The organism is Pseudoxanthomonas fibrivorans, from assembly GCF_041464125.1.
GTDB lineage: Bacteria > Pseudomonadota > Gammaproteobacteria > Xanthomonadales > Xanthomonadaceae > Pseudoxanthomonas.
In genome coordinates this window covers 157,239-182,882 of record NZ_JBGNUG010000002.1, presented here as the reverse complement: position 1 = coordinate 182,882, position 25,644 = coordinate 157,239, and the positions used below count along the sequence as shown (strand labels likewise).

Below are 25,644 nucleotides of genomic sequence, written 5' to 3'. Positions count from 1 at the left end.
CGGGCCGCTGGTTACCGCCGCATCATGCGGCCGCTGGCTCAGAACGTGCCACGGATGCCGATGGTGTACGTGGTGCCCGGATCGTAGTAGTCGTTGACCGCGTTCGGGAAGGCGAAGTAGGAACGACGCTCCTCGCCGGTGATGTTGAGGATGTTGAACGTCAGCTGCGGCTTGCCGGCGACCCAGTCCAGCGTATAGGACGAGGAGAAGTCCAGCTGGCCCCGGTCCTCGCCGTAGATCTGCGCGAACGGGATGCCCTGCTGGTTCGGGCCGGTGCCGGTGGCGCCCTCGGACCAGGTGTACGACAGGCGCGCGGAGGCGACGTCGTTTTCCCAGTACGCCGTGGCGTTCCACATCGACGGCGCCACGCCGTAGACGTTGCCCGACAGCGCCTTGGCGTCCTTGCCCAGGGTCTTGATGTCGATCTCGGTGTAGTTGGCCATGAAGCCCAGGCCGTCGAGCACGAAACTCAGCGGCTGCACCCAGATCGCTTCCCAGCCGCGGATCTCGAGCTCGGCGTCCGCGTTGACCTGCTGGTTCACGTTGACGGTGGCCACGTTCGGGCCGCCGCGGTTGTTGATCGCCAGCTGCTGGGTGTCGGTCAGGTCCTCGAACGGGATGCCCAGGTCGGTGAACGGACGGGTGGTCACGCCCTGGAAGGTGTAACCCTCGATGCGCTTGTTGAACAGGGTCAGGCCGACGAAGCCTTCGTCGCCGGTGTACCACTCGCCACCGAGGTCGAAGTTGTTGGAGATGTACGGCGTCAGGTCGGGGTTGCCCTGGTTGGCCACCTGCGCCGACTGGTCGGTGAAGGTGGTGGCCGGCAGCATCGAGCTCGGGTTCGGGCGGGTCATGGTCCGCGAACCGGACATGCGCAGGACCACGTCGTCGGCCACGTCCCACGCGGCGCTGAACGACGGCAGCCACTCGCTGTAGTCGCCGTCCAGCGACTGCCACTGGCGCACGCCGCCGATGGTCACCGGGCCCGACACGTTCTGGTCGGTCTGGGCGTAGCGCACGCCGAAGTTGAAGCGCAGGTTGCGGTTCCAGATTTCCGATTCGCCGTTCACTTCCATGTAGGCCGCGATGGTGTCCTCGTCGAAGCCGCCGGTCGAGCCGCCGGTGTTCGGGCCGCCGGACTCCGGGGCGTTGTCGCGGTAGAACGCGTAGTTGGTGTCGTTCTTGAAGCGGTCGGCGTCGACCACGATGAAGCCGAACGGACCCGGGCGCAGGTAGCCGGCCAGTTCCGCGTTGGAGACCAGGGCCAGCGGGCCGCCGGCGCAGGCCGGGCGGGGGTTGGGCACGCTGCCGTCCGGGTTCAGGCCGCGGCAGACCAGGTCTTCCCAGGCGCCGCTGTTGTCGAAGCCCTGGATGCGGCGCTCGTTGCGGTCCCAGGCGACGCCGACCTTGACGTTCCGGCTGTCTTCGCCGAACTGCAGGTCCGCGCGCACGCCGCTGGTCTCGGTCACGCGCTTCTCGTTCTGCACGTTCAGGCGGCCGCCCGCCCAGGTCCAGCCCAGGTTCGGGTCGTTGAGGTCCAGGCCGCTGCTCCACGACGGGATGTCGCCGCCGTTGGTGTAGTCCAGCGTGGTGAACGGCGAGTTGACCAGGATCGTGGGCGATTCGCGGAACATCCAGCTGCGGCTGGTGTTGGCCTGCACGTCGAGCCTGATGTCCTGGTCGTCGCCGAACCAGAACCGCGCGCCCGGGGTCACCTGCCAGTACTGCACGTCCTCGATGTACTCGCGGTGCTCGAGGAAGAACTGCGCGTTGGTGAAGGTGGCGCTGGTGACGACGTTGTTCTCGTCCAGCTGCATGTCGAGCGGGATCATGCCGCCGTTGCGGCCGACCAGGTTCATGTCGACGCGGCTGTTGGTGCGGTGCGCCTTGGTGTACATCATGTCGACCCAGAAGTGCATGCTGTCGCTGGGCCGGTACTCGAACGAACCCAGGAAGCCGTCACGGTCGCGGTCGCCGGACATGTGCACCGGGCGGCCCAGGCGCGGGATCAGCGCTTCGCCGATCTGCGCGGTGGTCAGGCCCGGGTTGTTGGCCAGCAGCCAGTTCGCGTCGATGGCCTGGCCCGGGGTCAGGCCGGCGCCGATGGTCGCGGCGTTGTTCGGGACGACGTCCGGGATGCGCCAGCCGTTGCCGCCGGTCACGTTGCAGGGCTGGCCCAGCGCCGGGAAGCCACCGGCCGCGCCGCCGTTGCCGCACTGGGCGTTGGTGAGGTTGGGATTGGTCCAGCCGATGGTCTCGTAGCCTTCCACGCCGATCTTGCCGCGCGAGGAGGTCAGGCCCACGAGCGCACCGAAGGTGCCTTCCTCGTTGGTCCAGTTGCCGATCACCGAGCCGCGCGGGCTCACGCCGCCGGAATTGGTGTTGTGGTCGCCCTGCAGCGAGTAGGTGATCTGGTTGCGGGCGATGTCGAACGGACGCGAGTTGCGCATGTCGACCACGCCGGACGCGCCGCCCTCGACCAGGCTGGCGGTCGGCGACTTGTACACGGTGACCTGGTTGAAGAACTCGGTCGGGAACAGGTTCAGGTCGACTTCGCGGTTCTGGTTGGTGGCGTCCAGGCCGATCGAGGCGGTGGCCACCGACGCACCGTTGATGGTGGTCTTGGTGAAGCTGTTGGGCAGGCCGCGGATGGCGATGTTGAGGCCTTCGCCGTTCACGTCGCGGTTGAGCTGGATGCCCGGCACGCGCGCCAGCGATTCGGCGATGTTGGTGTCGGGGAACTTGCCGATGTCCTCGGCGAAGATCGAATCGGTGAAGCCGGTCGAGTCGCGCTTGGCTTCGGTCGAATACTGCAGGCTCTGGCGGAAGCCCTTCACCACCACGCTGTCCAGGTCGGTGACCTGTTCGGCGGGCGCCGGGTCCTGCGCCGGCGGCGCCGGTTGTTCCTGGGCCATGGCGGCCGAAGCGGCCATGCCGAAGATGGCCGCGCTCAGCGCGCGCGACAGCGTGGTCTTAGCGAGATGCATCTGCACCGTACTCCCCTCCCGTTTCTGGTGATGTGGCCCCTCCGGAATTGAAGGAAGCCTGGATCGTCCCTTTGGACGGGCCCGGCCGGATCGAGTCCTAAATCGGGTCCTGCGGACGACGGCAGATGGTAGCGCTACCATTTCCGGGGGCGCACGCTGCATAGCAGCATGACTGTCGGAAGGGTCCGCCGGCGCGGGTCTGATGATGCGTCGCACCACGTTTTTCCCGACGAATTCATCAATTCGTATGAGGCGGCGACGCATGCGGCCGCATCGGCGCGCGGTGTGATTATGATAGCGCTATCAGAAAATCGGCCTGCCTGGCCGTGCCCTGGGAGGGGCATTGCATGCATCCACTGCGAAACCGCCGGCTGGCCGGGGTTGTGGCATGAGCGCGCACGACGTGGCCGCGGCGCCGTCGTCGAATCCCGGTCGCTACCGCTGGCGCGTCTGCGCCATGCTGCTGGCGGCCACCACCATCAACTACATCGACCGCCAGGTGCTCGGCGTGCTCGCGCCGTTCCTGCAGGACGAGATCGGCTGGAACGAAATCCAGTACGGCTACATCGTCATGGCCTTCCAGGCCGCCTATGCGATCGGCCTGCTCTGCGCCGGCGCCCTGATCGACCGGTTCGGCACCCGCATCGGCTATGCGCTGGCGATCAGCGTGTGGTCGCTGGCGGCGATGGGCCATGCGCTGGCGGCAAGCGTGCTCGGCTTCATCGTCGCCCGCTTCGCGCTGGGCCTGGGCGAGGCCGGCAACTTCCCGGCCGCGATCAAGACGGTGGCCGAGTGGTTCCCGCGGCGCGAGCGCGCGTTCGCGGTCGGCATCTTCAACGCCGGCTCCAACATCGGCGCGATCGTGGCCCCGCTGATGGTGCCGGTCGTGGCCGCGGCCTGGGGCTGGCAGGCCGCGTTCCTGTGCACCGGCGTGCTCAGCGCCGCCTGGCTGGTGACCTGGCTGGTGTTCTACCGCACGCCCGAGCAGCACCCGAAGCTGTCGGCGGCGGAGCTGGCGCATATCCGCAGCGATCCCCCGGAACCATCGGTCAAGGTGCCGTGGGCGCAGCTGCTGCGCCACCGCCAGGCCTGGTCGTTCGTGGCGGCCAAGTTCATCACCGATCCGGTGTGGTGGCTGTTCCTGTTCTGGCTCGGCAAGTTCCTGGCGTCCGAGTACGAGCTGTCGCTGGCGCGCATCGGCCTGCCGATGATCGTGGTGTACCTGATGGCCGACGTCGGCTCGATCGCCGGCGGCTGGCTGGCCGGGCGGTTCATGCGCCTGGGCTGGGGCCCCAACCGCGCGCGCAAGAGCGCCATGCTGGTCTGCGCCCTGTGCGTGGCGCCGGTGGTGTTCGTCACCCAGGTCGACAACCTGTGGCTGGCGGTGGCGCTGATCGGCCTGGCGATGGCGGGCCACCAGGGATGGTCGGCCAACGTGCTGACCCTGCCGTCGGACATGTTTCCGCGGCAGACCGTGGCCTCGGTGGTGGGCATCGGCGGCTTCGCCGGCGCGGTCGGCGGCATGGCCATGTCGTACTTCACCGGCGCCCAGCTGCAGTCCACCGGCAGCTACGCCACGATCTTCATGATCGCCGGATCGGCCTACCTGTTCGCACTGCTGTGCGTGCACCTGCTGGCGCCGCGCCTGGAGCCGGCCCGCCTGGATGCCGCTGCGCCGCCACGACCGGCCGCTTGACGCCGCGTGCCCGCGGGCACGCGAAACCCCGGTTGCGGCGCCGCGTGGCGCCGTGGCCATGAAATGCCGAGGAAGCACACGATGACCCGATCCGTCCTTGCCCTCCTGCTCGTCGCCTTCGCCCTGCCGGGCCTGGCGTATGCCGGCGCGCGCGCCGGCTGCGGCGCCCCGGCGGCCGTGTGCGAAGCGCGCGGCGCGGGCAGCCTGGCCGTGATCGAACGCGGCACGCCGCTGCCGATCCTGGTGGACGAAGGCGACCACGCCGCCGTGCAGCGCGCCGCCGAGGCCGTGCGCGGCGACCTGGCCGCCGTCGCCGGCAAGGCGGCCGCGATCGCTCCCGCGCCCCGCCTGGCGATCATCGCCGGCACCCTCGGCCACAGCGCGCGCATCGACCGCATCGTGCGCGACAAGGCGATCGACACCACCGGCGTGGCCGGTACCTGGGAGGCCTACCTGCTGCAGGTGGTCGACAGGCCCGAACCCGGCATCGACCGCGCCCTGCTGGTGGTCGGCGCGGACCGCCGCGGCACCGCCTTCGGCCTCTACGAGCTGTCGCGCCGGATCGGCGTCTCGCCATGGACCTGGTGGGCGGACGTGCCGCCGCCCACGCGCACGGACCTGTACGTGGCGCCCGGCCGCTTCGTCGACGCGCCGAAGGTGAAGTACCGCGGCATCTTCATCAACGACGAAGACCCGGCCCTGGGCGGCTGGCTCAAGGCGCACTACGGCGGCGTCGCCGACCACCGCTTCTACGAGCGCGTGTTCCAGCTGCTGCTGCGGCACAAGGCCAACTACCTGTGGCCGGCGATGTGGATCCCGCGCGCGTTCTACGACGACGACGCGCGCAACGCGGAAATGGCCGACGAGTACGGCATCGTCATCGCCACCACCCACCACGAGCCGATGATGCGCGCCCACGACGAGTGGAGCCGCTACGGCAAGGGCCCGTGGGACTACACGAAGAACGCCGCGACCCTGCAGCAGTTCTGGCGCGGCGGCATGGAGCGGCTGCAGGGCCGCGAGGCGGTGGTCACCCTGGGCATGCGCGGCGACGGCGACGAGGCGATGACCGAGGGCACCGCGACCGCGCTGCTGGAGCGGATCGTCGCCGACCAGCGCAGGATCATCACCGAGGTGACCGGCAAGCCGGCCGAACAGACCCCGCAGGTGTGGGCGCTGTACAAGGAAGTGCAGGACTACTACGACGCCGGGATGAAGGTGCCCGACGACGTCACCCTGCTGTTCGCCGACGACAACTGGGGCAACATCAGGCGCCTGCCCGACCCGGCCAGCACGCGCCCGGGGGGTTACGGCGTCTACTACCACTTCGACTACGTCGGCGGCCCGCGCAACTACAAGTGGGTCAATTCCACCCAGGTCGAACGCGCGTGGGAACAGATGCGGCTGGCGTGGGCGCACGGCGTGGAGCGTCTGTGGATCGTCAACGTCGGCGACATCAAGCCGATGGAACTGCCGATCAGCGCGTTCCTCGACCAGGCCTGGGATCCGGACGCCGCCGACCTGGCGTGGATCAGCCGCTACCCGGCCGCCTGGGCCACCGAACAGTTCGGGCCGGAACACGCGCAGGAGATCGGCACGATCCTGAGCCTTTACACGCAGTACAACGCGCGCCGCAAGCCGGAACTGATCACGCCCGACACCTGGAGCCTGGTCCACGACGGCGAGGCCGACCGCGTGCTGGGCGAATGGGACGCGCTGGTCGAGCGCACGCTGCGGCTGGCTAAGCAGGTTCCCGCCAGCCACCGCGACGCCTGGTACCAGCTGGTCGAGTACCCGGTCCTGGCCAGCGCCAACCTCAACCACCTGCACGTGGCCGTGGGCCGCAACCGCCTGTACGCGGCGCAGGGGCGGGCCTCGGCCAACGCCTGGGCGGACAAGGCCAGGGCCCTGTTCGCGCGCGACGCCGAACTGCAGCGCGTCTACGAGCAGGACATCGCCGGCGGCAAGTGGACCAGCATGATGGCGCAGCCGCGCATCGGCTATACCCATTGGCAGTCGCCGGAGCGCAACGTCCTGCCCTACCTGGCCACGGTCGACGTGCCCGACCGGGGCGTGCTCGGCGTGGCGGTGGAGGGCGACGCGCGGCGCTGGCCCACGCCGCTGCAGAGCGCCACCCTGCCGGTGCTCGATCCGGTCGCCGCGCCGACCCGCGCCGTCACCCTGTTCAACGGCGGCCGGCAGAAGATCGGTTTCACCGCCAGCTCGAAAACGCCGTGGTTGAAGGTCTCGCCCGCGTCCGGCGAGATCGCCGACGCGCAGCCGCTCTCGATCGAGGTCGACTGGAACGCGTTGCCCGAGGGCGAACACGTGGGCCAGGTGTACGTGCGCGGCAAGGACTGGACCGAGGTCACGGTGGCCGTGCCGGTGCACAAGCCGCCGGCGCACCGCGGCGCGCGCGGCTTCGTCGAGGGCAACGGCGGAGTCGCCGTCGAGGCGCAGCACTACGGCCGCGCCGTGGCCCCGGCCGGCGGCCAGTGGCAGGTGGTGCCCAACCTCGGCCGCACCCTGTCCGGCGTCATCGCGTGGCCGGCCACGGGCGCGGCGGCCACGCCCGGCGGCGACGGCGCACGCCTGGAGTATCCGCTGGTGATGGACCACGACGGCGAAGTCGAGGTGCGGGTGGTGACCGCGCCGACCCTGGACATCCGCCACCGCGGCGGCCTGCGCTACGCCGCCTCCATCGGCGACCAAGCCCCGCAGGTGGTGAACATGCGCCTGGATCCCACCCCCGGCGACCGCGACTTCCGCGCCTGGGAGGCGGCGGTGATCGACAACTCGCATGCCTCGGTGTCGCGCCACCGCGTGCGTGCCGGCGCCAATACGCTCAAGCTGTGGCTGGTCGACCCGGGCCTGGTGTTCCAGCGCATCGAGGTCGTGCGCCGGCCGCGGCCGCCCACCACCCTCGGCCCGGTCGAAAGCGCGCGCCGCTGACCGCCCGCAGGCCCTCCCCGCACCCCCAGCCGATACCGACGCCATGACCACCCCCGGCCAGCCGCTGCACCTCCACGAAGACCGCCTGTTCGCGTCCGACCCGACCCAGCGCGCGATCGCGCGCCGCCTGTACGCGCAGGTGGCCGGGCGGGCGGGCGGCCGCCCCCCCCCGCCCCCCCCGCCGATACCGACGCCATGACCACCCCCGGCCAGCCGCTGCACCTCCACGAACCCCGCCGGTTCGCGGCCGACCCGACCCCGCGCGCGATCGCGCGCCGCCTGTACGCGCAGGTGGCCGGGCTGCCGATCGTCAGCCCGCACGGGCACACCGACCCGGCCTGGTTCGCCGGCAACGCCGCCTTCGCCAACGCCACCGAACTGCTGCTGGTACCCGACCACTACGTCTTCCGCATGCTCTACAGCCAGGGGATCCCGCTCGATGCGCTGGGCATCCCGCGCGCGGACGGGTCGCGCGCCGAGGTCGACCCGCGCGCGGCCTGGCGGGTGTTCGCCGGGAACTTCCACCTGTTCCGCGGCACGCCCTCCTCGATGTGGCTCAACCATGTCTTCCACGACGTGTTCGGCCTGCGCACGCGGCTGGATGCGGGGACCGCCGACGACTACTACGACACCATCACCGCCGCGCTGCAGACCGACGCCTTCCGCCCGCGCGCCCTGTTCGAGCGCTTCGGCATCGAGGTCATCGCCACCACCGAGTCTCCGCTGGACCCACTCGAGCACCACGCCGCGATCCGCGCCAGCGGCTGGCAGGGCCGGGTGGTCACCGCCTACCGGCCCGACGACGTGGTCGATCCCGAGCACGAGCAGTTCCCCGAGGCGCTGCGCCGCTTCGGCGAGCTGACCGGCGAGGACGTGCACAGCTGGCAGGGCTACCTGCGCGCGCACCGCCAGCGCCGCGCGTTCTTCGCCGCGATGGGCGCCACGTCGACCGACCACGGCCACCCCACCTGCGCCACCGCCGACCTGTCGCCGGACGAGGCGCGGCTGCTGTTCGCCAAGGTCGTCTCCGGCCGCTTCACCCCGGCCGAGGCCGAGCTGTTCCGCGCCCAGGTGCTGACCGAGATGGCCGCGATGAGCCTGGACGACGGCCTGGTGATGCAGATCCACCCGGGCTGCTTCCGCAACCACAACCCGCGGCTGTTCCAGCGCCACGGCCGCAACATGGGCGCCGACCTGCCGGTGGCGACCGAGTACGTGCACGCGCTCAAGCCGCTGCTGGACCGCTTCGGCAACGAGCCCGGCTTCACCCTGATCCTGTTCACCCTCGACGAGAGCACCTACTCGCGCGAACTGGGGCCGATGGCCGGCCACTATCCGAGCCTGTTCCTGGGCCCGGCCTGGTGGTTCCACGATGCGCCCGAAGGCATGTGGCGCTTCCGCGAGCAGACGCTGGCCACCGCGGGTTTCTACAACACGGTCGGCTTCAACGACGACACCCGCGCGTTCCTGTCGATCCCGGCGCGCCACGACGTCGCCCGCCGCATCGACTGCGCAGTGCTGGCGAAGCTGGTGGCCGAGCACCGCATCGACGAGGACGAGGCCGCCGACGTGGCCATCGACCTGGCCTACCACCTGCCCAAGCGCGCCTACCGGCTCTGATACGGAGGCGACGGCACGATGCAGAAGACCCCGGCGGCAGCGCCCGCGATTCCCCGCCCCGCAGGCACCGGCGCCGCCGCCCTCCTGCTGCTGTTCGCGCTCGCCGCGGCCGTCGTGCTTCCTGCGCGTGCGGCGTCCGCCGACGGCCCGCGCGAACGCATCCGCCTCGACGACGGCTGGCGCTTCCACCGCGGCGATCCGCCGGGCGTGGACGGCCGCCTGGACTACGACGTGCGCCCCGAGGTCGTGCAGAGCGCCGACGGCAAGGTCGCCGATGCGCGACCCGACGCGGCCGAAAAGGTCGAGCGCACGCGCCCCGTGCTCAAGCCGTGGATCCTGCCGACCGCCAATCCCTTCATCGCCGATCCGGCGCGCCGGCATGCGCGCCCCGACGGCCCGCCGCCCGGCGGCGACGTCGCCTTCCTGCAGCGCGACTTCGACGACCGCGCGTGGCAGACGGTGACCCTCCCGCACGACTGGGCGATCGCCGGCCCGTTCCTGGTCGAAGGCCCGTACGGCGGCATGGGCCGCCTGCCGAGCTGGGGCGTGGGCTGGTACCGGCGTGCGCTCGACCTTCCCGCCAGCGCCGCGGGCCGGCGCGTGTTCCTCGATGTGGGCGGCGCGATGTCCTATGCCACGGTCTGGCTCAACGGCCGGCTGGTCGGCGGCTGGCCCTACGGCTACAACTCCTGGCGCGTCGACCTCACCCCGTACATCGAGTTCGGCGGCGACAACCAGCTCGTCATCCGCCTGGACAATCCGCCCGAATCGGCGCGCTGGTACCCGGGCGGCGGCCTGTACCGCGACGTGTGGCTGACCATCGCCGACCCGGTGCACGTGGCGCAGTGGGGCACACACGTCACCACCCACGACGTGTCGGCGGACGCGGCGACGGTGGACCTGCGCGTGGATGTCGACAACGCCGGGCCACGCGCCGCGCGCGTGCTGGTCGCCAGCGAGATCTTCGCCCTGGACGAAGCGGGCCGCCCCGACGGCCCGCCCGTCGCACGCATCGCGCCGCAGGCCCTCGACCTCGGTGCCGGCGCAAGCGCGCGCGCGCAGGCCTCGGCACGCATCGCCCGCCCGCGCCTGTGGGGCCCGCCGCCGTCCCAGCAGCCCCACCGCCACGTCGCCATCACCACCGTCACCCGCGACGGCAGGGTCGTGGACCGCTACGAAACCCGCTTCGGCATCCGCGACGTCCGCTTCGATCCGGACCGCGGCGTGGTCGTCAACGGCGAACCGGTCCGCCTGCAGGGCGTCAACCAGCACCACGACCTCGGCGCGCTCGGCGCCGCGTTCAACCTGCGCGCGGCCGAGCGCCAGCTGGAGATCCTGCGCGGCATGGGCGTCAACGCGATCCGCCTGGCGCACAACCCGCCCGATCCGCAGCTGCTCGAGCTGACCGACCGGATGGGCCTGCTGGTGATCGACGAGGTGTTCGACTCCTGGGAACGGAAGAAGACGCCGCTGGATTTCCACCTGGTCTTCCCCGACTGGCACGAGGCCGACCTGCGCGCGATGGTCCGCCGCGACCGCAACCATCCCTCGGTCATCGCCTGGAGCGTGGGCAACGAGGTCGGCGAGCAGTACACCGGCGAGGAAGGCGCGGCGATCGGCCGCCGGCTCACCGCGATCGCCCACGAGGAGGATCCGACCCGGCCCACGGCCGCCTCGATGAACTGGGCCAAGCCGGACATGCCGTTCGCCACCGCGTTCGACACCATCAGCCTGAACTACCAGGGCGAGGGCATCCGCCAGGAGCCGGAGTTCGACGGCACCGACCGCATCCGCACGCCGCCACAGTACCCGGCGTTCCGCGCCGCGTTCCCCGGCAAGCTGATCATGGGCAGCGAGACCGCCTCGGCCGCCAGCAGCCGCGGCGTCTACCTGTTCCCGGTCACGCCGAAAACCAGCGCGCCGATCCGCGACGGCAGCGGCGGCGATTCCTCCATCAGCCAGGTCAGCGCCTACGAACTGCATGCGGTCGATTTCGGCTCCTCCGCCGACAAGGTGTTCGCCGCACTGGACCGCCATCCGTACGTGGCCGGCGAGTTCGTCTGGAACGGCTTCGACTACCTCGGCGAGCCGACGCCCTACTACGACGCGCGCAGCTCGTATACCGGCATCGTCGACCTGGCCGGCTTCCCCAAGGACCGCTACTGGCTGTACCAGTCGCGCTGGCGCCCGGACCTGCCGATGGCGCACCTGCTGCCGCACTGGACCTGGCCCGGCCGCGAAGGCCAGGTCACGCCGGTGCATGTGTTCACCTCCGGCGACGAGGCCGAGCTGTTCGTCAACGGCGTTTCGCAAGGCCGGAAGAAGAAGGGTCCGTACGAGTACCGCCTGCGCTGGGACGAGGTCGTCTACCAGCCCGGCGAGGTGCGGGTGCAGGCGTACCGCGACGGCAAGCCGTGGGCCAGCGAGACGGTGCGCACCGCCGGCGCGCCGGCGAGGCTGGAGCTGTCGCTGGACCGCGGCCACATCGCCGGCGACGGCCGCGACCTGGCCTTCGCCACGGTCGGCTTCGTCGACGCCGAAGGCAACCCGGTGCCCACCGCCAGCGACCACGTGCGCTTCCGCCTCGACGGTCCGGCGCGGATCGTGGCCACCGACAACGGCGATCCCACCGACATGACCCCGTTCCCCTCGCCCGCGCGCGATGCGTTCAGCGGCCAGGTGCTGGCGATCATCGCCGGCCAGCCCGGGCAGCAGGGCATGGTGACGGTGCACGCCGAGTCGGGCGACCTGCGTGGCGACAGCGCCACGCTCCAGGTCGGCGGCCAGCCCTTCGTCAAGACCCCACCCCACTGGCCGACGCCGGTGATGGACACGGTGCCACCGCCGCTGCCCGCGTTCGTGCGCGATCGCGCGGTGCTGGTGTTCTCCAAGACCAACGGCTTCCGCGACGACGCGCAGATCCAGGCCGCCAACCAGGCCCTGCGCCGGCTGGGCGAGGCCCGCGGCTGGGACGTGTACGTGAGCGAGAACGCCGCGCTGTTCAATCCGGAGGCGCTGGCGAAGTTCGACGTGGTCGTGCTCAACAGCACCAGCGGCGACACGTTCCTGCCCACCCAGCGCGATGCCTTCCGCCACTGGCTCGAGCAGGGCGGCGGCCTGGTCGCCCTGCACGGCGCCGGCGGCGACCCCCACTACGACTGGCGCTGGTACGCCGACACCGTGCTGGGCGCGCGGTTCATCGGCCATACCTATGCGCCGCAGTTCCAGCAGGGTGTCGTCGCGGTGGCCGAGCCTGGCCACCCGGCGATGCGCCCGCTGCCGGCGCGCTGGCAGCGCGAGGAAGAGTGGTACGCCTTCGACCGCGTGCCCAGCGGCCACGGCACCCGGATCCTGGCGCGCCTGGACGAAACCACCTACGAACCCGACCCGAAGCAGCGCATGGGCGACCACCCGGTCGTGTGGACCCGCTGCATCGGCACGGGCCGGGTGTTCTATTCCGCGCTCGGCCACCAGGCCGCGACCTATGCCGAGCCGCTGCACCTGGCGATGATCGACGGCGCGCTGGGCTGGGCGGCGCAGGCCCGCACGCGCGGCTGCGACTGAGCCCGCGATCGCGCGGCGATGCCGACGCACCACCGACGAGGAATGCGATGAGCAGGCCCTACTCCATGACCTTCGCACTGCTGGCGCTGATGGCCGGCGTCATTCCCGCCGGCCGCGGCGAATCGCAGGCCCGGCCCGCGGCGCAGACCTTGAAGCAGGCCTTCGCCGGCGACTTCCTGCTCGGCACCGCGGTCAACGACGACATCGTCTCCGGCCGCGACGCGCGCGCGCAGGCGCTGGTGCCGCTGCACTTCAACGCGATCACCCTGGAGAACGCGATGAAGGCCGAGGTGGTCAACCCGCAGCCGGGCACCTGGGATTTCGCCGCGGCCGACGCGTTCGTGGACTTCGGCGAGAAGCACGGCATGTTCATCGTCGGCCACACCCTGGTCTGGCACAACCAGACGCCGGACTGGTTCTTCCGCAGGCCCGACGGCACGCCGGTCGGCCGCGAGGCGCTGGTCGAGCGCATGCGCCAGTACATCGAACAGGTTGCCGGACGCTACCGCGGGCGCGTGGATGCCTGGGACGTGGTCAACGAAGTCATGGGCGAGGACGGCCGCTACCGTCCCACCAGGTGGGTCGAAGGCATCGGCGACGGCGACGAGCTGGTCCGCCTGGCGTTCACCTTCGCCCACCGGTACGCGCCCGATGCGGAGCTGTACTACAACGACTTCAACGCCTGGCGGCCGGAGAAGCGCGACGGCATCGTGCGCATGGTGAAGATGCTGCAGGCCGCCGGCATCCGCATCGACGGCATCGGCATCCAGGGCCACTGGGGCCTGAACTACCCGTCCACCGCCGACATCGAGGCGGCGATCGACGCCTACGCCGCGCTCGGGGTCAAGGTGATGATCACCGAGCTGGACGTGGACGTGCTGCCGCTGACCCGCGAGGGCCAGGTCATCGGCACGGTGATGGAGCACCCGCAGTTCCAGCTGCCCGAGTTCAAGCGCTACCTCGATCCCTACCAGGCCGGCCTGCCGGCGGAGGTGCAGCAGCGGCTGGCCGCGCGCTACGCCGAGCTGTTCGGCATCTTCCACCGCAGGCGCGAGGTGATCGACCGGGTCAGCGTGTGGGGCGTGCACGATCCGATGTCGTGGAAGAACGGCTATCCCATCCCCGACCGCACCAACTATCCGCTGCTGTTCGACCGCCAGTACCGGCCCAAGCCGGCGCTGGACGCGGTCCTGGCGGTGCCGCGGCGCCCACCGGCCGCGGCCGGCCCCTGAGCGCCGCGCCCGCATCCTCGGACGCGCGCGGCACGCCGCCGGTCAGCCCGCCGCGCCGAGCGAACGCTCGATCGCCTTGACCACCGCCGGCCGCGCCTTCGCGGTCAGGAAATCGCTGGGGATGCTGCCGAGCGGGCCGGAGGTCGACCGCGGCGGGCGGTCGCTGGCGCGGACGTAGGCCAGGATCTGCAGCGCGTGTTCGCGATCCCAGGCCCAGAGCAGCCTGCCGCGGATCGACCACTGCCACCAGGCATCGTCGGGCCACGCCAGCGTGTGCACGAATGGCGGACCACACCGTGCGCACTCGACCACCCCGCGATGCAGCAGCCGGTAGCCCTGGCCATCCGAAGGCCCGTCCGTGAGGAAGGTGTGCGTGCTGCCCTTCGGCGCCTGCCAGGGCAGCAGCGCCGGATAACGCTCGCGGATGTGCCAGCCGCCCCAGCGACGGATGCCCGCCTCGGCCACCGGCTTCGCGCTGAAGACGTAAGGCTCCACGAACAGCGCGCGTCCGCCGCAGCGCGGGCAGCGCGCATCGAGCCGGTCACGGATGGCCATCAGCGCTCCCGGCGCAGGGCGCCGTCCGGGTCACGGCCATGCGTACGCATGCACGCGGTAGTCGCGCACCGGCACGCCGCGGACCTGCAGGGTGGTGCGATGGGTGCAGTAGCAGGCCGGCTGCGGGCCTTCCGGCGCGCGGTAGCCGGTGCGGACGAACAGATGCCCGCCCACCCGCTGCACCGCGACCGACTCCAGGCCCAGGCCGCAGTTCTCCACCTGCGCGATCGCCAGGTGCAGGGCGTCGCCGGACCAGCGGCTGCGTACCGTGGTGCCGGTCGCCAGCGATGCATCGCACACATCGCTGGCCACCTCCACGCCGGACAGCGCCAGCGGCGTCCCGCGGAAGAACACCAGCGCGCCGCCGGCCAGTGCCAGCAGCACGATCAACGACATCCCGATGCGCCATCGCATGGCGTCCCCCTGTTTCCGTCATCGCCCCCGCCCGGCCGGGCATTCGCCCGGCCCTGCCCCCGCTTTACTCCCGGGCCCCTCAATCACCCGTCGCGCGCGCCGCGCCCCTGCGCCGCCATGTTCGCCGCAACAGGACCGCCGCGCCACCGGCCGTGGCGCCGAGCAGGCAGAGCAGCCCCAGGTGGTCCACGTCGATCCGGTACAGCAGCGGATTGGCGGACGTGAGCGGCCAGAACGGCCGCATGTCGGCATGCATGAACGCATCGAGCACGATGTGCGACAGGCTGCCGGCCCAGGCGCCGGCGAACGCCGCCGGCCAGCCGACCGGCACGCTCGCCGGCGACACCCGCCGCAGCACCGCATTGGTCACCGGCTTGCCGGTGACGGCGCCCACGCCGCCGATGAGCACGGCCCCGGCCAGCGTGTGCGTCGGGCCATGCAGGACCGCACTGCCGCGGAGGATGCCGACCAGGGGCTCCAAGTCCATCAGCACCTGGGTGCCGGCGAAGACCAGGAAGCTCATCCGGCGGCCGGCGACCGCCTTGAACACCGCGCCGGCGCCGAGATGCAGGGGGGTGAAGGGCATCGACCGCAGGCTCCTTTCGTACGTGGGTCAATCGGCCCGCCCCGGCGCGGCATGGGTGCAGCCCGCGCAGGACTCCCGCGTGCGCGGCACGCATGGGACGGCACGCGCGGCGGGCGACGGCGTACGGATGACCGCTCAGGCCTGCCGGTCGTCGCTGGACATGTACCGGTGGTAATGGGCGATGTAGTCGTCCAGGTGCGCTTCCAGCATCTTGGCGTACTCGGCCACGTAATAGTCGCGGATGCCGGCACGCCCGTCGACCAGCGCGTCGCGCGACCCGCTGTTGCATGCGGCGACATGCACGTTGAAGCGGGATGCGCCGTACAGGAACGACGCACTGACCCGTCCGCGGTCGGCGTCCTTGAGCTGTCCGTTCGCCAGGTGGATGTGGGCGTCGGCGCGGTCGTAGAAATGGTCGTCGGGGGCAGTGGGCATGGGTCGTCGTCGAGGTGGGGGCGCGGTCGGGTCCGCCGCCCGGCATAGTGCCTGCAATGACGGGTCACGGCACTGCAGCGGGGAGTGCCAAGTGCAGCTCGCAGGGCTGCGCAGCGGCCCGCACGAACAGCCAAGCCATCCTGCCGCCCCGCACTGGAACCGCTCGCTGGCAGACCGGCGCCCCTGTCTGGACAGCCAGACCGGTGCCCCACCGATACGAGCGCCACTACCCGCCTGACGCCGGAACTGAGCCGACTGGCGAAGCCGGTTCGGCTTGAATGAGTTGTCAGCCCTTCTTGCCAAACCTGCTTCCCAGCGGCAGGCGACCAGTGATTGCGTAGCAGCCGAACAGGTAGATTCCGTAGCAAGCGGAAACCGCAAGCAATCCCGACCACCCGTCAATTGAGCCAGCAGCGAAGAGTTCAAGTGCAGCGAACGCTACGGACAGAAGGCCCACAGCGGCCAATGCGCCACTGATAACCCGAAGCATGATTCGCGAATCTACTACTTCACTCTCATGTGTCATCAAGGGATCCTCATCAGGCCTAACGCCGGAGTTACGCCGCACCGCGAACCGGTGCCGGCTTGAGTGGATAGTCAGGCCGCGCGCCTGCCGCGCCTCAGCGACCTGAAAGCAGCAGGCAGCAAGAGAACACCCACAAGTACCAACGCGATTGAGCCGACAAGGACTGCCGGGCCTAGCCAAGAGGGAGAGGTACCCAGAGCCGCTGCATACGTGCGGCCAATCGTGACGCCAACCAAGCCAGGAGCGAGGCATCCGATTGCTGGAAGAAAGATGGCTAGCCACCTCTTGAAGTCCTTCATCGACCCTCCTGTGGCCCAACGCCGGAGTTAGGCCGACTGGCGAAGCCAGTTCGGCTTGAATGAGTTGTTAGGCCGCATTCTGCGCCGACATGATGCCGTAGACGAGTATGGCAAAGCTGGCCACGTAGACGACCAGCAAAACGCGCATGACGTTGGCCTGTAACAGAACCGCGCGATCACCCAATGATTCGGGTTTGCGAGTAAGCAGGAAGCTGAGAAGCGCGGACGTAGCCTGAGCCCCAAAGCCGCGAGGGCTGCCAATGCGTTGGTGCATCTCGGGATGCTTGTCGGCCAAGGCCCGAAAAAGCATTTGCACTAGTACCAGCCAAACAATGGCGAGGCAGAACAGTGCAAAGAACAAAGGGAGCGTGAAGTTGGTCATGCGGCCTAACACCTGAGTTAAGCCGCGCCGCGAAGCGGCGTCGGCTTGGACGAATTGTTAGCCATTGCCTCGTTTCCTCCAAGACTCGAGCACGAAGAGCGCCAGAGTGTGAGCCGCATGAATAGCCAACCGGGCGTGACGCGGCTCCAAGCGGTACGGTGCCTTGCCCGCGCCGTGTGCCGAACTCGCATGCGTACGCAGCGATCCGATGCCATGTACGACGGAAATGAGCCCAGTAAGAATCTGCTGAAGATCCTGATCTTCGATCTTGCTCGGATCAATCCCAAGGTGCTTGCGCACAACACTCCACACTGACTGTAGGTCCTGCTTGGAGGGCATGGGCAAACCCTCATCCGAGATCACGATCTTGCACACGGATTCAAGAATGTTGCTTGCAGCAGACACGGCCTCACGGGGGGAGGTCGCGGCGTTCTGGACCGCGCGCTGAAATTCTTGATCTATTGACTCTAGGTCACCCTCGCGAATGAACTCCGACAAGGTTCTGGTCGGTGTGCCCATGGCCCCGACGACTCGGCCACCTTTGACATATTGAAGATTGGCGTCTGCCAGTGCGCGGACCAACTTGTCACGTTGGGCAATCTTTTCCTTGTCCCAGCGGTCGTTCGGGTCTAGTACCTGCTCCATGTAGCCTTCGAGGATGCGACCTAACACCTGCAGCGGGTTGGCAGACTCGCTATTGGCACGGCGCAGCCAAGCCAGAGCTTTAGCGTGCTTGCTTCCCTCTGGCGGATCGCCAGGCGCGCCGGCATACGTAAAGAGGCTGTCCAAGGTGGCGTGCGTCTCGCGCTCGGAGCTGAGCTCAGCGGTAAGTGCGAGGACTGCTGCGGGAATCAACTGACGCATAGTGTGATGGCTAACGCCGGAGTTAAGCCGCGCCGCGAAGCGGCGTCGGCTTGAAGGAACTGTTAGGTGGCCAGCTTGCGAGATTCATCTGCGGATGCGATTGGCCAAGTCATACGCGCGGTCTCGCAAGGCGAGTAGCTCCCGATGCGACTCCGGGTTGGCTCCCTGCAAGTCTAGAAATGATCCCATGCCGCCCTGATACATTGCCAAAAATGCAGGAGTGCCAGATGTGCTTCCGGAAGCAATCTGATCGACGTATTTCTCGACGCGTTTGCGCCATTGCTTGGCTTCCGGCTCGCCAAGTTGCCGAACAAGGTCGCGCAGAGTCTCTTCGAGTTCGCGAAGCTCTTCCATGGCCACCTAACGCCTGAATTAAGCCGACCCGCGAAGCGGGTTCGGCTTGAATGAATTGTTAGAGCCCGCCCGATTACGACGGAGCTCTCGCGGAGAGTGTGGCGCGCAATGACCGACGCGTGAGGCTACATATGTGCGGCCTTGCATCGAAGTGAGCGATACAGCGCAAACAAATGGATCGCCATAAGTGAGCCGCGAGGGCTTTGTGTGTGGTACGAGGGCTCCGAACTCAAGAGTTATATGAGCGGCACTGATGGCCAGCCCATCCAGCCTAGATGTTAAGTAAGTGGCGTAGTGCAGAACAACCGCTCGGGTAACGGGGGTGTTTGGCTGCGAGATGCCAATCAAGAGATCCAGGTCGATGCTTGAAGCCGAGTGCGTCAGCGCATCTTGGTAGAGCTTACCGATACCCCAATATCCAGACACGTCGTTGTTGCGACTGATGAAAGTCTCAACAAGGCTGTTGGCTATTCCTTTCAAGTCGCGATTCCGCGTCATAAGGGCTCTAACGCCCGAGATAAGCCGACTGGCGAAGCCAGTTCGGCTTGATTGAGTTGTTAGGCGCAAACTTCAGCATTGCTGGGTCACTCCTTGGGCCGGTACAGCGAGACGGCACCAACAACCAGGCCAAAAACCATCAACGCAATTCCATGGAACCTGGATTGCGCGGGAGTCACATGCTGCGTGGGCGTGACGAAGCGCGAAGGTGTATTCCCACGGGGCATCATATTTGGATGCGAGGCGACCATGTCCGCGGGAAAGGCCGTGAGGTAGCCGCCAGCCGCCAGCATTGAAACCGCCAGAAAGAGTCCAAGCTTGCTGATAGACCCACTTAGCTTCATCGCGCCTAACGCCGGAGTTAAGGCGTGCCGCGAAGCGGCATCGCCTTGAACGAGTGGTTAGGCCGGCGACCCATCAGGCAAGAAGCCTGGATAGCCGAAGCGCCAGCCTGGTGATTGTGCGAGACGCGCGCCGACCGAACGCCTTCCCCGCGTCCGACCCGCTGCGATGCCGCACGCCAACGATCCATTGCGATTCCCCTACCGAAGTCCGACGACCCACCCCAAACACGAACGCCACAACCCGCCTAACTACCAGTAGACCCCCAGCAGGGGTGTAGCGCCGAGTCTGTGGCCACGTCCGGCGGGCCGTCAATCGAGAAACTCCTACGCCGATCACGGACTTGGCCGATACCGCCGGGGTCCGCGACGGGGCCACGCTGCCGGGTAAAGGCGGCAAGGAGGCCCCGATATGTCTTATGACGGCGAGCACACCCCGATATCTTCCGGCGGACGCCAGGGCGGGGAGCCGCGCCTGCTGGAGCAGGTGCGCGGCCGGATGCGGCTCAGGCACTACAGCCTGCGCACCGAGCAGGCGTACCTGTACTGGATCCGCCGGTATATCCGGGCGAACCTGCCGCGGCATCCGCGCGAACTTGACGGGGTGGCGGTGGAGGCTTTCCTCACCCGCCTGGCGACCCGCGACCACGTCGCCGCCAGCACCCAGAACCAGGCCCTGTCGGCGCTGCTGTTCCTCTACCGGGAGGTGCTGGGGATCGAGCTGCCGTGGATGGAGAACGTGGTCCGGGCCAGGCGGCCGCAGCGGCTGCCGGTGGTGCTGTCGCGGGCGCAGGTCGGGCAGCTGCTCGCCCGCCTGGCCGGGCGCGAGGCGCTGATGGCCGGCCTGCTCTACGGCAGCGGCCTGCGCCTCATGGAATGCGTGCGGTTGCGGGTCAAGGACGTGGGCCTGGCGCGCAACGAACTGCTCGTGCGCGACGGCAAGGGCGGCAAGGACCGGATGACCGTGCTGCCGGCGGCGCTGCGCGAAGCGCTGGCGCGCCAGCTGGCCGAGGTGCGCGTGCTGCACGCGCGCGACCTCGCGGCGGGGTTCGGCCGCGTGCACCTGCCGCATGCGCTCGCGCGCAAGTATCCGAACGCGGCGGTGGAGCTGGCCTGGCGGTACGTGTTCCCGGCCACGCGCCTCTCGGTGGACCCGCGCGATGGCGTGCAGCGGCGCCACCACATCGACGAGAAGGTGCTGCAGAAGGCGGTGCGGCGGGCGGCGCTGGAGTCGGGCTTCGACCGGCCGGTCACGCCGCACACCCTGCGCCACTGCTTCGCCACCCACCTGCTGGAAGCCGGGGCCGACATCCGCACGGTGCAGGAGCTGCTCGGCCACAAGGACGTGGCGACCACGCAGCGTTACACCCATGTCCTCAACCGGGGCGCGCACGGGGTGCTGAGTCCGTTGGACCGCTGACGGGTCGCGCGGCCGGCGGCGGCAAGCCGGCAAGGCCCCAGGCGCTGCGCGCAAGGCTTCCGGGCCTGCGCGCAAGGGTCGGAGGCTTGCGCGCAAGGCTTTTCGCCTTGCGCACGAGGCTCCAGGGCTCCGATCACGAGGCTTTTTGCCTTGCGCACGGGGCTCCGGGGCCCGATCACGGGGCTTTTGGCCTCGCGCACGGGGCGCCAGGGCTCCGATCACGGGGCTTTATGCCATGGGCACGGGGCTCCAGGGCTCCGATCGCAAGGCTTTTTGCCTTGCGCACGAGGTTCCAGGGCCCCGATCGCGGGGCTTTTTGCCTTGCGCACGGGGCTCCAGGGCTCCGATCGCGGGGCTTTTTGCCTTAGGCACGGGGCTCCAGGGCTCCGATCGCAAGGCTCGGAGGCTTGCGCGCAAGGCTTTTTGCCTTGCGCACGGGGCTCGAGGGCTCCGATCGCGGGGCTTTTTGCCTCGCGCACCAGGCTCCAGGGCTCCGGTCGCAAGGCGATGTGCCTCGCGCGCGAGGCCCGGGAACTCCGGTCACGGGGCCCTTTGCCGTGCGCGCAAGGCTCCGTGGCTTGCGCGCTGGACGGGGAGGCGGGCGATCGGGACCGCGGGGGCCAGGTTCCCGCGGCAACGCCGGCGTTCATGCCGCGATCTGCGGCGTCCGCCGGCTCACCCCACCACCCGCTCCAGGACCAGCACCCCCGCCAGCCCGATCACCGAGATCAGCGACTCCATCACCGTCCACGACTGGAAGGTCTGCTTCATCGACAGGCCGAAGAACTCCTTGAACATCCAGAACGCGGAGTCGTTGACGTGCGAGCCGAACACGCTGCCGGCGCCCACCGCCAGCACCATCAGCTCCGGCGAGGCGCCGGTGCTGGCGATCAGCGGGCTGACAATGCCGGCGGCGGTGATCACCGCGACGGTGGCCGAGCCGATCATCACCCGCAGGATCGCGGTGGCCAGCCAGGCGAACACCAGCGGCGGCATGTGCCAGCTGGCGCTGAGCGCGGCGATGCGGGCGCCGACGCCGCTGTCCACCAGCACCTGCTTGAACACGCCGCCGGCGGTGATGATCAGCAGGATCACCGCGATCCCGGCGATGGCGGCATTGAGCCAGCGCGTCTGCACCTCCAGGCCCACGCCGCGGCGATACCCCAGCCACCAGAACGCGACCAGCGTGGCCAGCAGCAGGGCCACGGTGGGATTGCCCAGGAACAGCAGCGCGGTCCGCCACACGCCGTCGGGCAGCAGCGCGTCGGCCAGCACCGAGGCGCTGATCAGCAGCACCGGCGAGAGCGCGATCAGGAACGAACACCACGCGCCCGGCAGCTCGCGCGGCGCTTCGCTGGCGGTGAACAGGTCCGGTAGCGGCGGGTTGATCGCCTGCAGGCGCCGGCCCAGCCAGGGCCCGGCGACGACCACCGCCGGGACCGCCATCGCGATGCCGTACACCAGGGTCAGGCCCATGTCGGCGCCGAACGCGTTGACCAGCACCACCGGGCCCGGGTGCGGCGGCAGGAAGCAGTGGGTGGTGCTGAGCGAGGCCACCGTCGGGATGGCCAGGTACAGGATCGGCAGGCCGGTCCTGCGCGCGAGCGAGAAGATAAGCGGCACCAGGATGATGAAGCCGGCATTGAAATACAGCGGGATGCCGACCAGGAAGCCGGTGAGCAGCAGCGCCCACTGGATGTTCCGCTCGCCGAAGCGGGCGATCAGGGTGATGGCGATCTTCTCCGCCGCCCCGCTCTCCTCCAGCACCTTGCCCAGGATCGCGCCGAGCACGATCACCAGCGCCAGCCCGCCCAGGGTGCTGCCGACGCCGGCGTCGATGGTCTTGAGCAGCTCCTGCGGCGTCATGCCCAGCAGCAGGCCCATCGGGATCGCCACCACCAGCAGCGACAGGAACGGGCTCAGCTTGCGCGCGGTGAGGAAGATCTGCAGCGCGATCGCCGCGGCGATGACCAGGAAGACGGTCATGCGCTGCACCCCTTGCCGGCCAGCGCCTCGCGCCCGGCGCGCAGCGTCTCGATGATCGCGTCCACGTCGTACACGCAGCCGGCCCAGGTGCCGCCGCCGGCGTCCTGCAGCGCGGCCCACAGCCGGGTGTCGTCCGGCAACCGGGGATGCGGGGCGATCGCCGGATGCAGCGGGCGCGCGGCCAGCACCGCGGCGGCGGCATCCGCATCGAGCGGCCGCTGCGCATCCTCGCCGATGAAATCCACGCGCCCTTCCAGCCTCGCGCGGTCGATCTCGATGCGCACGATGTCGCCGTCGCGCAGCCGACCCAGCGGGCCGCCGGCCAGCGCCTCCGGGCCGACGTGGCCGATGCAGGCGCCGGTGGACACGCCCGAGAAGCGCGCGTCGGTCAGCACCGCCACGTGCTTGCCCCACGGCAGGTACTTCAGTGCGGACGTGAGCTGGTAGGTTTCTTCCATGCCGGTGCCCATCGGCCCGCAGCCGGCGAGCACGACCACGTCGCCGGCGCGCACCGCGTCGTCGCCCTTGCTCTTGATCGCGCGGATCGCGTCGTGCTCGGAGGCGAACACGCGTGCCGGGCCGGTATGCCGGTAGACGTTGCCTTCGTCGACCAGCGAAGGATCGATCGCGGTGGCCTTGATCACCGCGCCCTGCGGGGCGAGGTTGCCGACCGGGAACACCATCGTGCTCGACAGGCCGGCCTTGCGCGCCGCGTCCGGGCCCATGATCACCACGTCGGGATCGACGCCGTCGAGTTCGCGCAGCCGCGCGCGGGCGGCGGCGCGGGTGGCGCTGTGCTCCCACCAGGCCAGGTTCTCGCCGACGGTGCGTCCGCTCACGGTCGGCACGTCCAGGTGCAGCAGGCCCATGTCGCGCAGGCGCAGCATCACCTCGGGCACGCCGCCGGCCATGAACACCTGCACGGTCGGGTGGTGGCGCGGGCCGTTGGGCAGCGCGTCGACCAGGCGCGGGGTGGCGCGGCTGGCCGCCATCCAGTCCTGCACGGTCGGCCGCGTCACGCCGGCGGCGTGCGCGATCGCCGGCACGTGCAGCAGCAGGTTGGTCGAACCGCCGAACGCGGCATGCACCAGCAGCGCGTTCTCCACCGCCTGGCGGGTCAGTACCGCCGACAGCGGCGTGCCCTGCCCGGCCATGCGCAGCAACGCCAGTGCCGAGCGCCGCGCCATGTCGGTCCACGCCGGCTCGCCGGACGGCGCCAGCGCACTGTGCGGCAAGGCGATGCCGAGGGCTTCGGCCACCACCTGCGAGGTCGCCGCGGTGCCGAGGAACTGGCAGCCGCCGCCGGGCGAGCCGCAGGCGCGGCAGCCCATCGCCGCGGCGTGCTCCAGGTCGATCAGCCCGTGCGCGAAGCGCGCGCCGATGGTCTGCACCTGGCCGGCGTCCTCGGCGCCGCGCGCCGGCAGCGTCACACCGCCGGGCACGATCACGCCGGGCAGGTCGCTGCATCCGGCCAGCGCCAGCATCATCGCCGGCAGGCCCTTGTCGCAGGTGGCGATGCCGAGCACGCCGCGGCGCGTGGGCAGCGAGCGGATCAGCCGGCGCATCGCGATCGACGCATCGTTGCGGTACGGCAGGCTGTCGAACATGCCGGTCGTGCCCTGGGTGCGGCCGTCGCACGGGTCCGAGCACATCACCGAGAACGGCAACCCGCCGTGGGCGGCGAAGGTCTCGGCGGCGGTGCGCACCAGCCGGTCGATCTCCCAGTGGCCGGTGTGCAGGCCCAGCGCCAGCGGCGTGCCGTCGGCGCCGCGCAGGCCGCCCTGGGTGCTGACGATCAGGTACGGGTCGCGCGCGACCTCGCTGGCGCGCCAGCCCATGCCGGCGTTCTGGGTCAGGCCGAACAGGTCGCCGCTGGCGGCCTCGCGCAGCATCCGCGCGTCGATCGGCAGGTGCCCGTGCGGGCCTTCGCCGGAGGTGCGCGTGCTGGCGAGCGGCGCGCCGTCGCCGAGGATGGCGTCGAGCTCGCCGGGCGCGCTCATGGCGCCGCGCTCCCGGGCGCGGCGTCTTCGACCGCGTTCTCCAGCACCAGCCCGTCGATGTCGATGCGCACCACGTCGCCGGCCTGCAGGGTGAAGTCCTCGCCGGGGACCACGCCGGTGCCGGTGAACAGGAACGCGCCGTGCGGGAAGCTCAGCTCGCGGCACAGGTAGCCGGCCAGCTCTTCCAGCGTGCGCTTGATCTGCGAGGTGCGGGTGGCGCCGGAGAACACGCGGGTGCCGCCGCGGTCGATGGCCAGCGAGATCGGCAGGTCGCGCAGCGCGTCGGCGCCGCACAGGCGGATCGCCGGGCCGATCGCGCAGGCGCCGTCGTAGACCTTGGCCTGCGGCAGGTACAGCGGGTTCTCGCCTTCGATGCTGCGCGAGGACACGTCGTTGCCGGCGGTGCAGCCGCGGATCGTGCCGGCCGCGTCGACCAGCAGGACCAGCTCGGGCTCGGGCACGTTCCAGTGGCTGTCGGCGCGCACCCGGATGCCGGCGCCGGGACCGCGCACGCGCCAGCCGGCGGCCTTGAAGAACAGCTCCGGCCGCGCCGCCGAATAGACCTTGGCGTAGACGTCGGCGTTCTGCGATTCGGCCTCGCGCGCCATCCGGCTGCTGAGGTAGGTCACGCCGCTGGCCCAGGCTTCCTGCGCGTCCTCGATCGGCGCCAGCCGCGGCGCATCGCCGACCGCGCCGCCGCGCGGCAGCGCGGCCAGCTGCGCGTCGGCCTGCGCCGCCGGCAGCGCCAGCCAGGCCCCGAGGTGGAAGTCGGCCGGCAGCCAGTGGCCATCGAGCGCCCAGCGCGGGCCGTCGGGCGTGGTGTGGCGGGTCAGGGTCGCAGGCATGTGGGGCTCCACGGGACAGGGTGGGAACAGCTACTCCGGGACGCGCTTTCCTTGCATCGCCCTCCGGGCGGGCGCCGGAGGTACCGCT

At 70.0% G+C, this 25,644-nt stretch carries 17 protein-coding genes and 1 pseudogene; 7 read left to right on the top strand and 11 right to left on the bottom strand.

Going from position 1 to position 25,644, the window contains the following annotated elements:
* Positions 1-38: 38 nt before the first annotated feature.
* Entirely contained in the window at positions 39-2,993 is a 2,955-nt protein-coding gene (locus tag ACA089_RS14285) for a TonB-dependent receptor (protein ID WP_372018056.1), read from the bottom strand.
* Between the two features lie 382 nt (positions 2,994-3,375).
* Between ACA089_RS14285 and ACA089_RS14280 the strand changes: the two genes are divergently transcribed.
* The 6 genes and pseudogenes from ACA089_RS14280 (at position 3,376) to ACA089_RS14255 (ending at position 14,051) form a co-directional block, all read left to right on the top strand.
* On the top strand, positions 3,376-4,683 hold the full coding sequence (locus ACA089_RS14280) for an MFS transporter (RefSeq protein ID WP_372018054.1): 1,308 nt from the start codon (positions 3,376-3,378) through the stop codon (positions 4,681-4,683).
* Between the two features lie 81 nt (positions 4,684-4,764).
* A complete protein-coding gene (locus ACA089_RS14275) occupies positions 4,765-7,635 on the top strand; it encodes a glycosyl hydrolase 115 family protein (RefSeq protein WP_372018053.1) in 2,871 nt (956 codons plus the stop codon).
* Between the two features lie 195 nt (positions 7,636-7,830).
* A complete protein-coding gene (gene uxaC / locus ACA089_RS14270; RefSeq protein ID WP_372018051.1) occupies positions 7,831-9,255 on the top strand; it encodes a glucuronate isomerase in 1,425 nt (474 codons plus the stop codon).
* 18 nt (positions 9,256-9,273) lie between these two features.
* Positions 9,274-12,033, top strand: a pseudogene (gene galB / locus ACA089_RS14265) (beta-galactosidase GalB); the annotation flags it as partial.
* A 48-nt stretch (positions 12,034-12,081) separates the two neighbouring features.
* Complete coding sequence (locus tag ACA089_RS14260; protein WP_372018953.1) at positions 12,082-12,819, top strand: ThuA domain-containing protein; 738 nt, start codon at positions 12,082-12,084, stop codon at positions 12,817-12,819.
* 89 nt (positions 12,820-12,908) lie between these two features.
* Positions 12,909-14,051 carry an endo-1,4-beta-xylanase gene (locus tag ACA089_RS14255; protein ID WP_372018950.1) on the top strand — a complete coding sequence of 381 codons (1,143 nt, stop codon included), beginning with the start codon at positions 12,909-12,911 and terminating at the stop codon, positions 14,049-14,051.
* 42 nt (positions 14,052-14,093) lie between these two features.
* Here ACA089_RS14255 and ACA089_RS14250 read toward each other — a convergent pair whose 3' ends face one another.
* The 7 genes from ACA089_RS14250 to ACA089_RS14220 all read right to left on the bottom strand — a co-directional run bounded on the left by ACA089_RS14250 (position 14,094) and on the right by ACA089_RS14220 (position 18,466).
* Positions 14,094-14,606, bottom strand: coding sequence for a hypothetical protein (locus ACA089_RS14250; RefSeq protein WP_372018049.1), 513 nt, complete (start codon positions 14,604-14,606; stop codon positions 14,094-14,096).
* Positions 14,607-14,636: 30 nt separating this feature from the next.
* Positions 14,637-15,002 (bottom strand): hypothetical protein, encoded by a 366-nt coding sequence (locus ACA089_RS14245; protein ID WP_372018047.1) that lies wholly within the window; start codon positions 15,000-15,002, stop codon positions 14,637-14,639.
* 97 nt (positions 15,003-15,099) lie between these two features.
* A complete protein-coding gene (locus ACA089_RS14240; protein WP_372018045.1) occupies positions 15,100-15,606 on the bottom strand; it encodes a metal-dependent hydrolase in 507 nt (168 codons plus the stop codon).
* 135 nt (positions 15,607-15,741) lie between these two features.
* Complete coding sequence (locus ACA089_RS14235; protein WP_372018043.1) at positions 15,742-16,041, bottom strand: DUF3144 domain-containing protein; 300 nt, start codon at positions 16,039-16,041, stop codon at positions 15,742-15,744.
* An 892-nt stretch (positions 16,042-16,933) separates the two neighbouring features.
* Positions 16,934-17,248, bottom strand: a complete 315-nt coding sequence (locus tag ACA089_RS14230) for a hypothetical protein (protein WP_372018041.1) — start codon at positions 17,246-17,248, stop codon at positions 16,934-16,936.
* A gap of 57 nt (positions 17,249-17,305) precedes the next feature.
* Positions 17,306-18,112 carry an abortive infection family protein gene (locus tag ACA089_RS14225; protein WP_372018040.1) on the bottom strand — a complete coding sequence of 269 codons (807 nt, stop codon included), beginning with the start codon at positions 18,110-18,112 and terminating at the stop codon, positions 17,306-17,308.
* Between the two features lie 84 nt (positions 18,113-18,196).
* Complete coding sequence (locus tag ACA089_RS14220) at positions 18,197-18,466, bottom strand: hypothetical protein (RefSeq protein WP_372018038.1); 270 nt, start codon at positions 18,464-18,466, stop codon at positions 18,197-18,199.
* Between the two features lie 1,251 nt (positions 18,467-19,717).
* Between ACA089_RS14220 and ACA089_RS14215 the strand changes: the two genes are divergently transcribed.
* A complete protein-coding gene (locus tag ACA089_RS14215) occupies positions 19,718-20,725 on the top strand; it encodes an integron integrase (protein WP_372018036.1) in 1,008 nt (335 codons plus the stop codon).
* Between the two features lie 675 nt (positions 20,726-21,400).
* On the opposite strand, the gene ACA089_RS14210 is transcribed toward ACA089_RS14215, so the two are convergent.
* From ACA089_RS14210 to ACA089_RS14200, 3 genes are read right to left on the bottom strand one after another with little or no spacing between them, the layout of a single operon-like run.
* Complete coding sequence (locus tag ACA089_RS14210) at positions 21,401-22,711, bottom strand: GntT/GntP/DsdX family permease (protein ID WP_372018034.1); 1,311 nt, start codon at positions 22,709-22,711, stop codon at positions 21,401-21,403.
* Positions 22,708-24,711, bottom strand: a complete 2,004-nt coding sequence (locus ACA089_RS14205) for a YjhG/YagF family D-xylonate dehydratase (protein ID WP_372018033.1) — start codon at positions 24,709-24,711, stop codon at positions 22,708-22,710. Before ACA089_RS14205 ends, ACA089_RS14210 begins: the two co-directional genes overlap by 4 nt.
* The gene (locus ACA089_RS14200; RefSeq protein ID WP_372018031.1) at positions 24,708-25,556 is read right to left on the bottom strand and encodes a fumarylacetoacetate hydrolase family protein; all 849 of its coding nucleotides are present in this window, start codon (positions 25,554-25,556) and stop codon (positions 24,708-24,710) included. The genes ACA089_RS14205 and ACA089_RS14200 overlap by 4 nt, the downstream gene beginning before the upstream one ends.
* Positions 25,557-25,644: the final 88 nt, after the last annotated feature.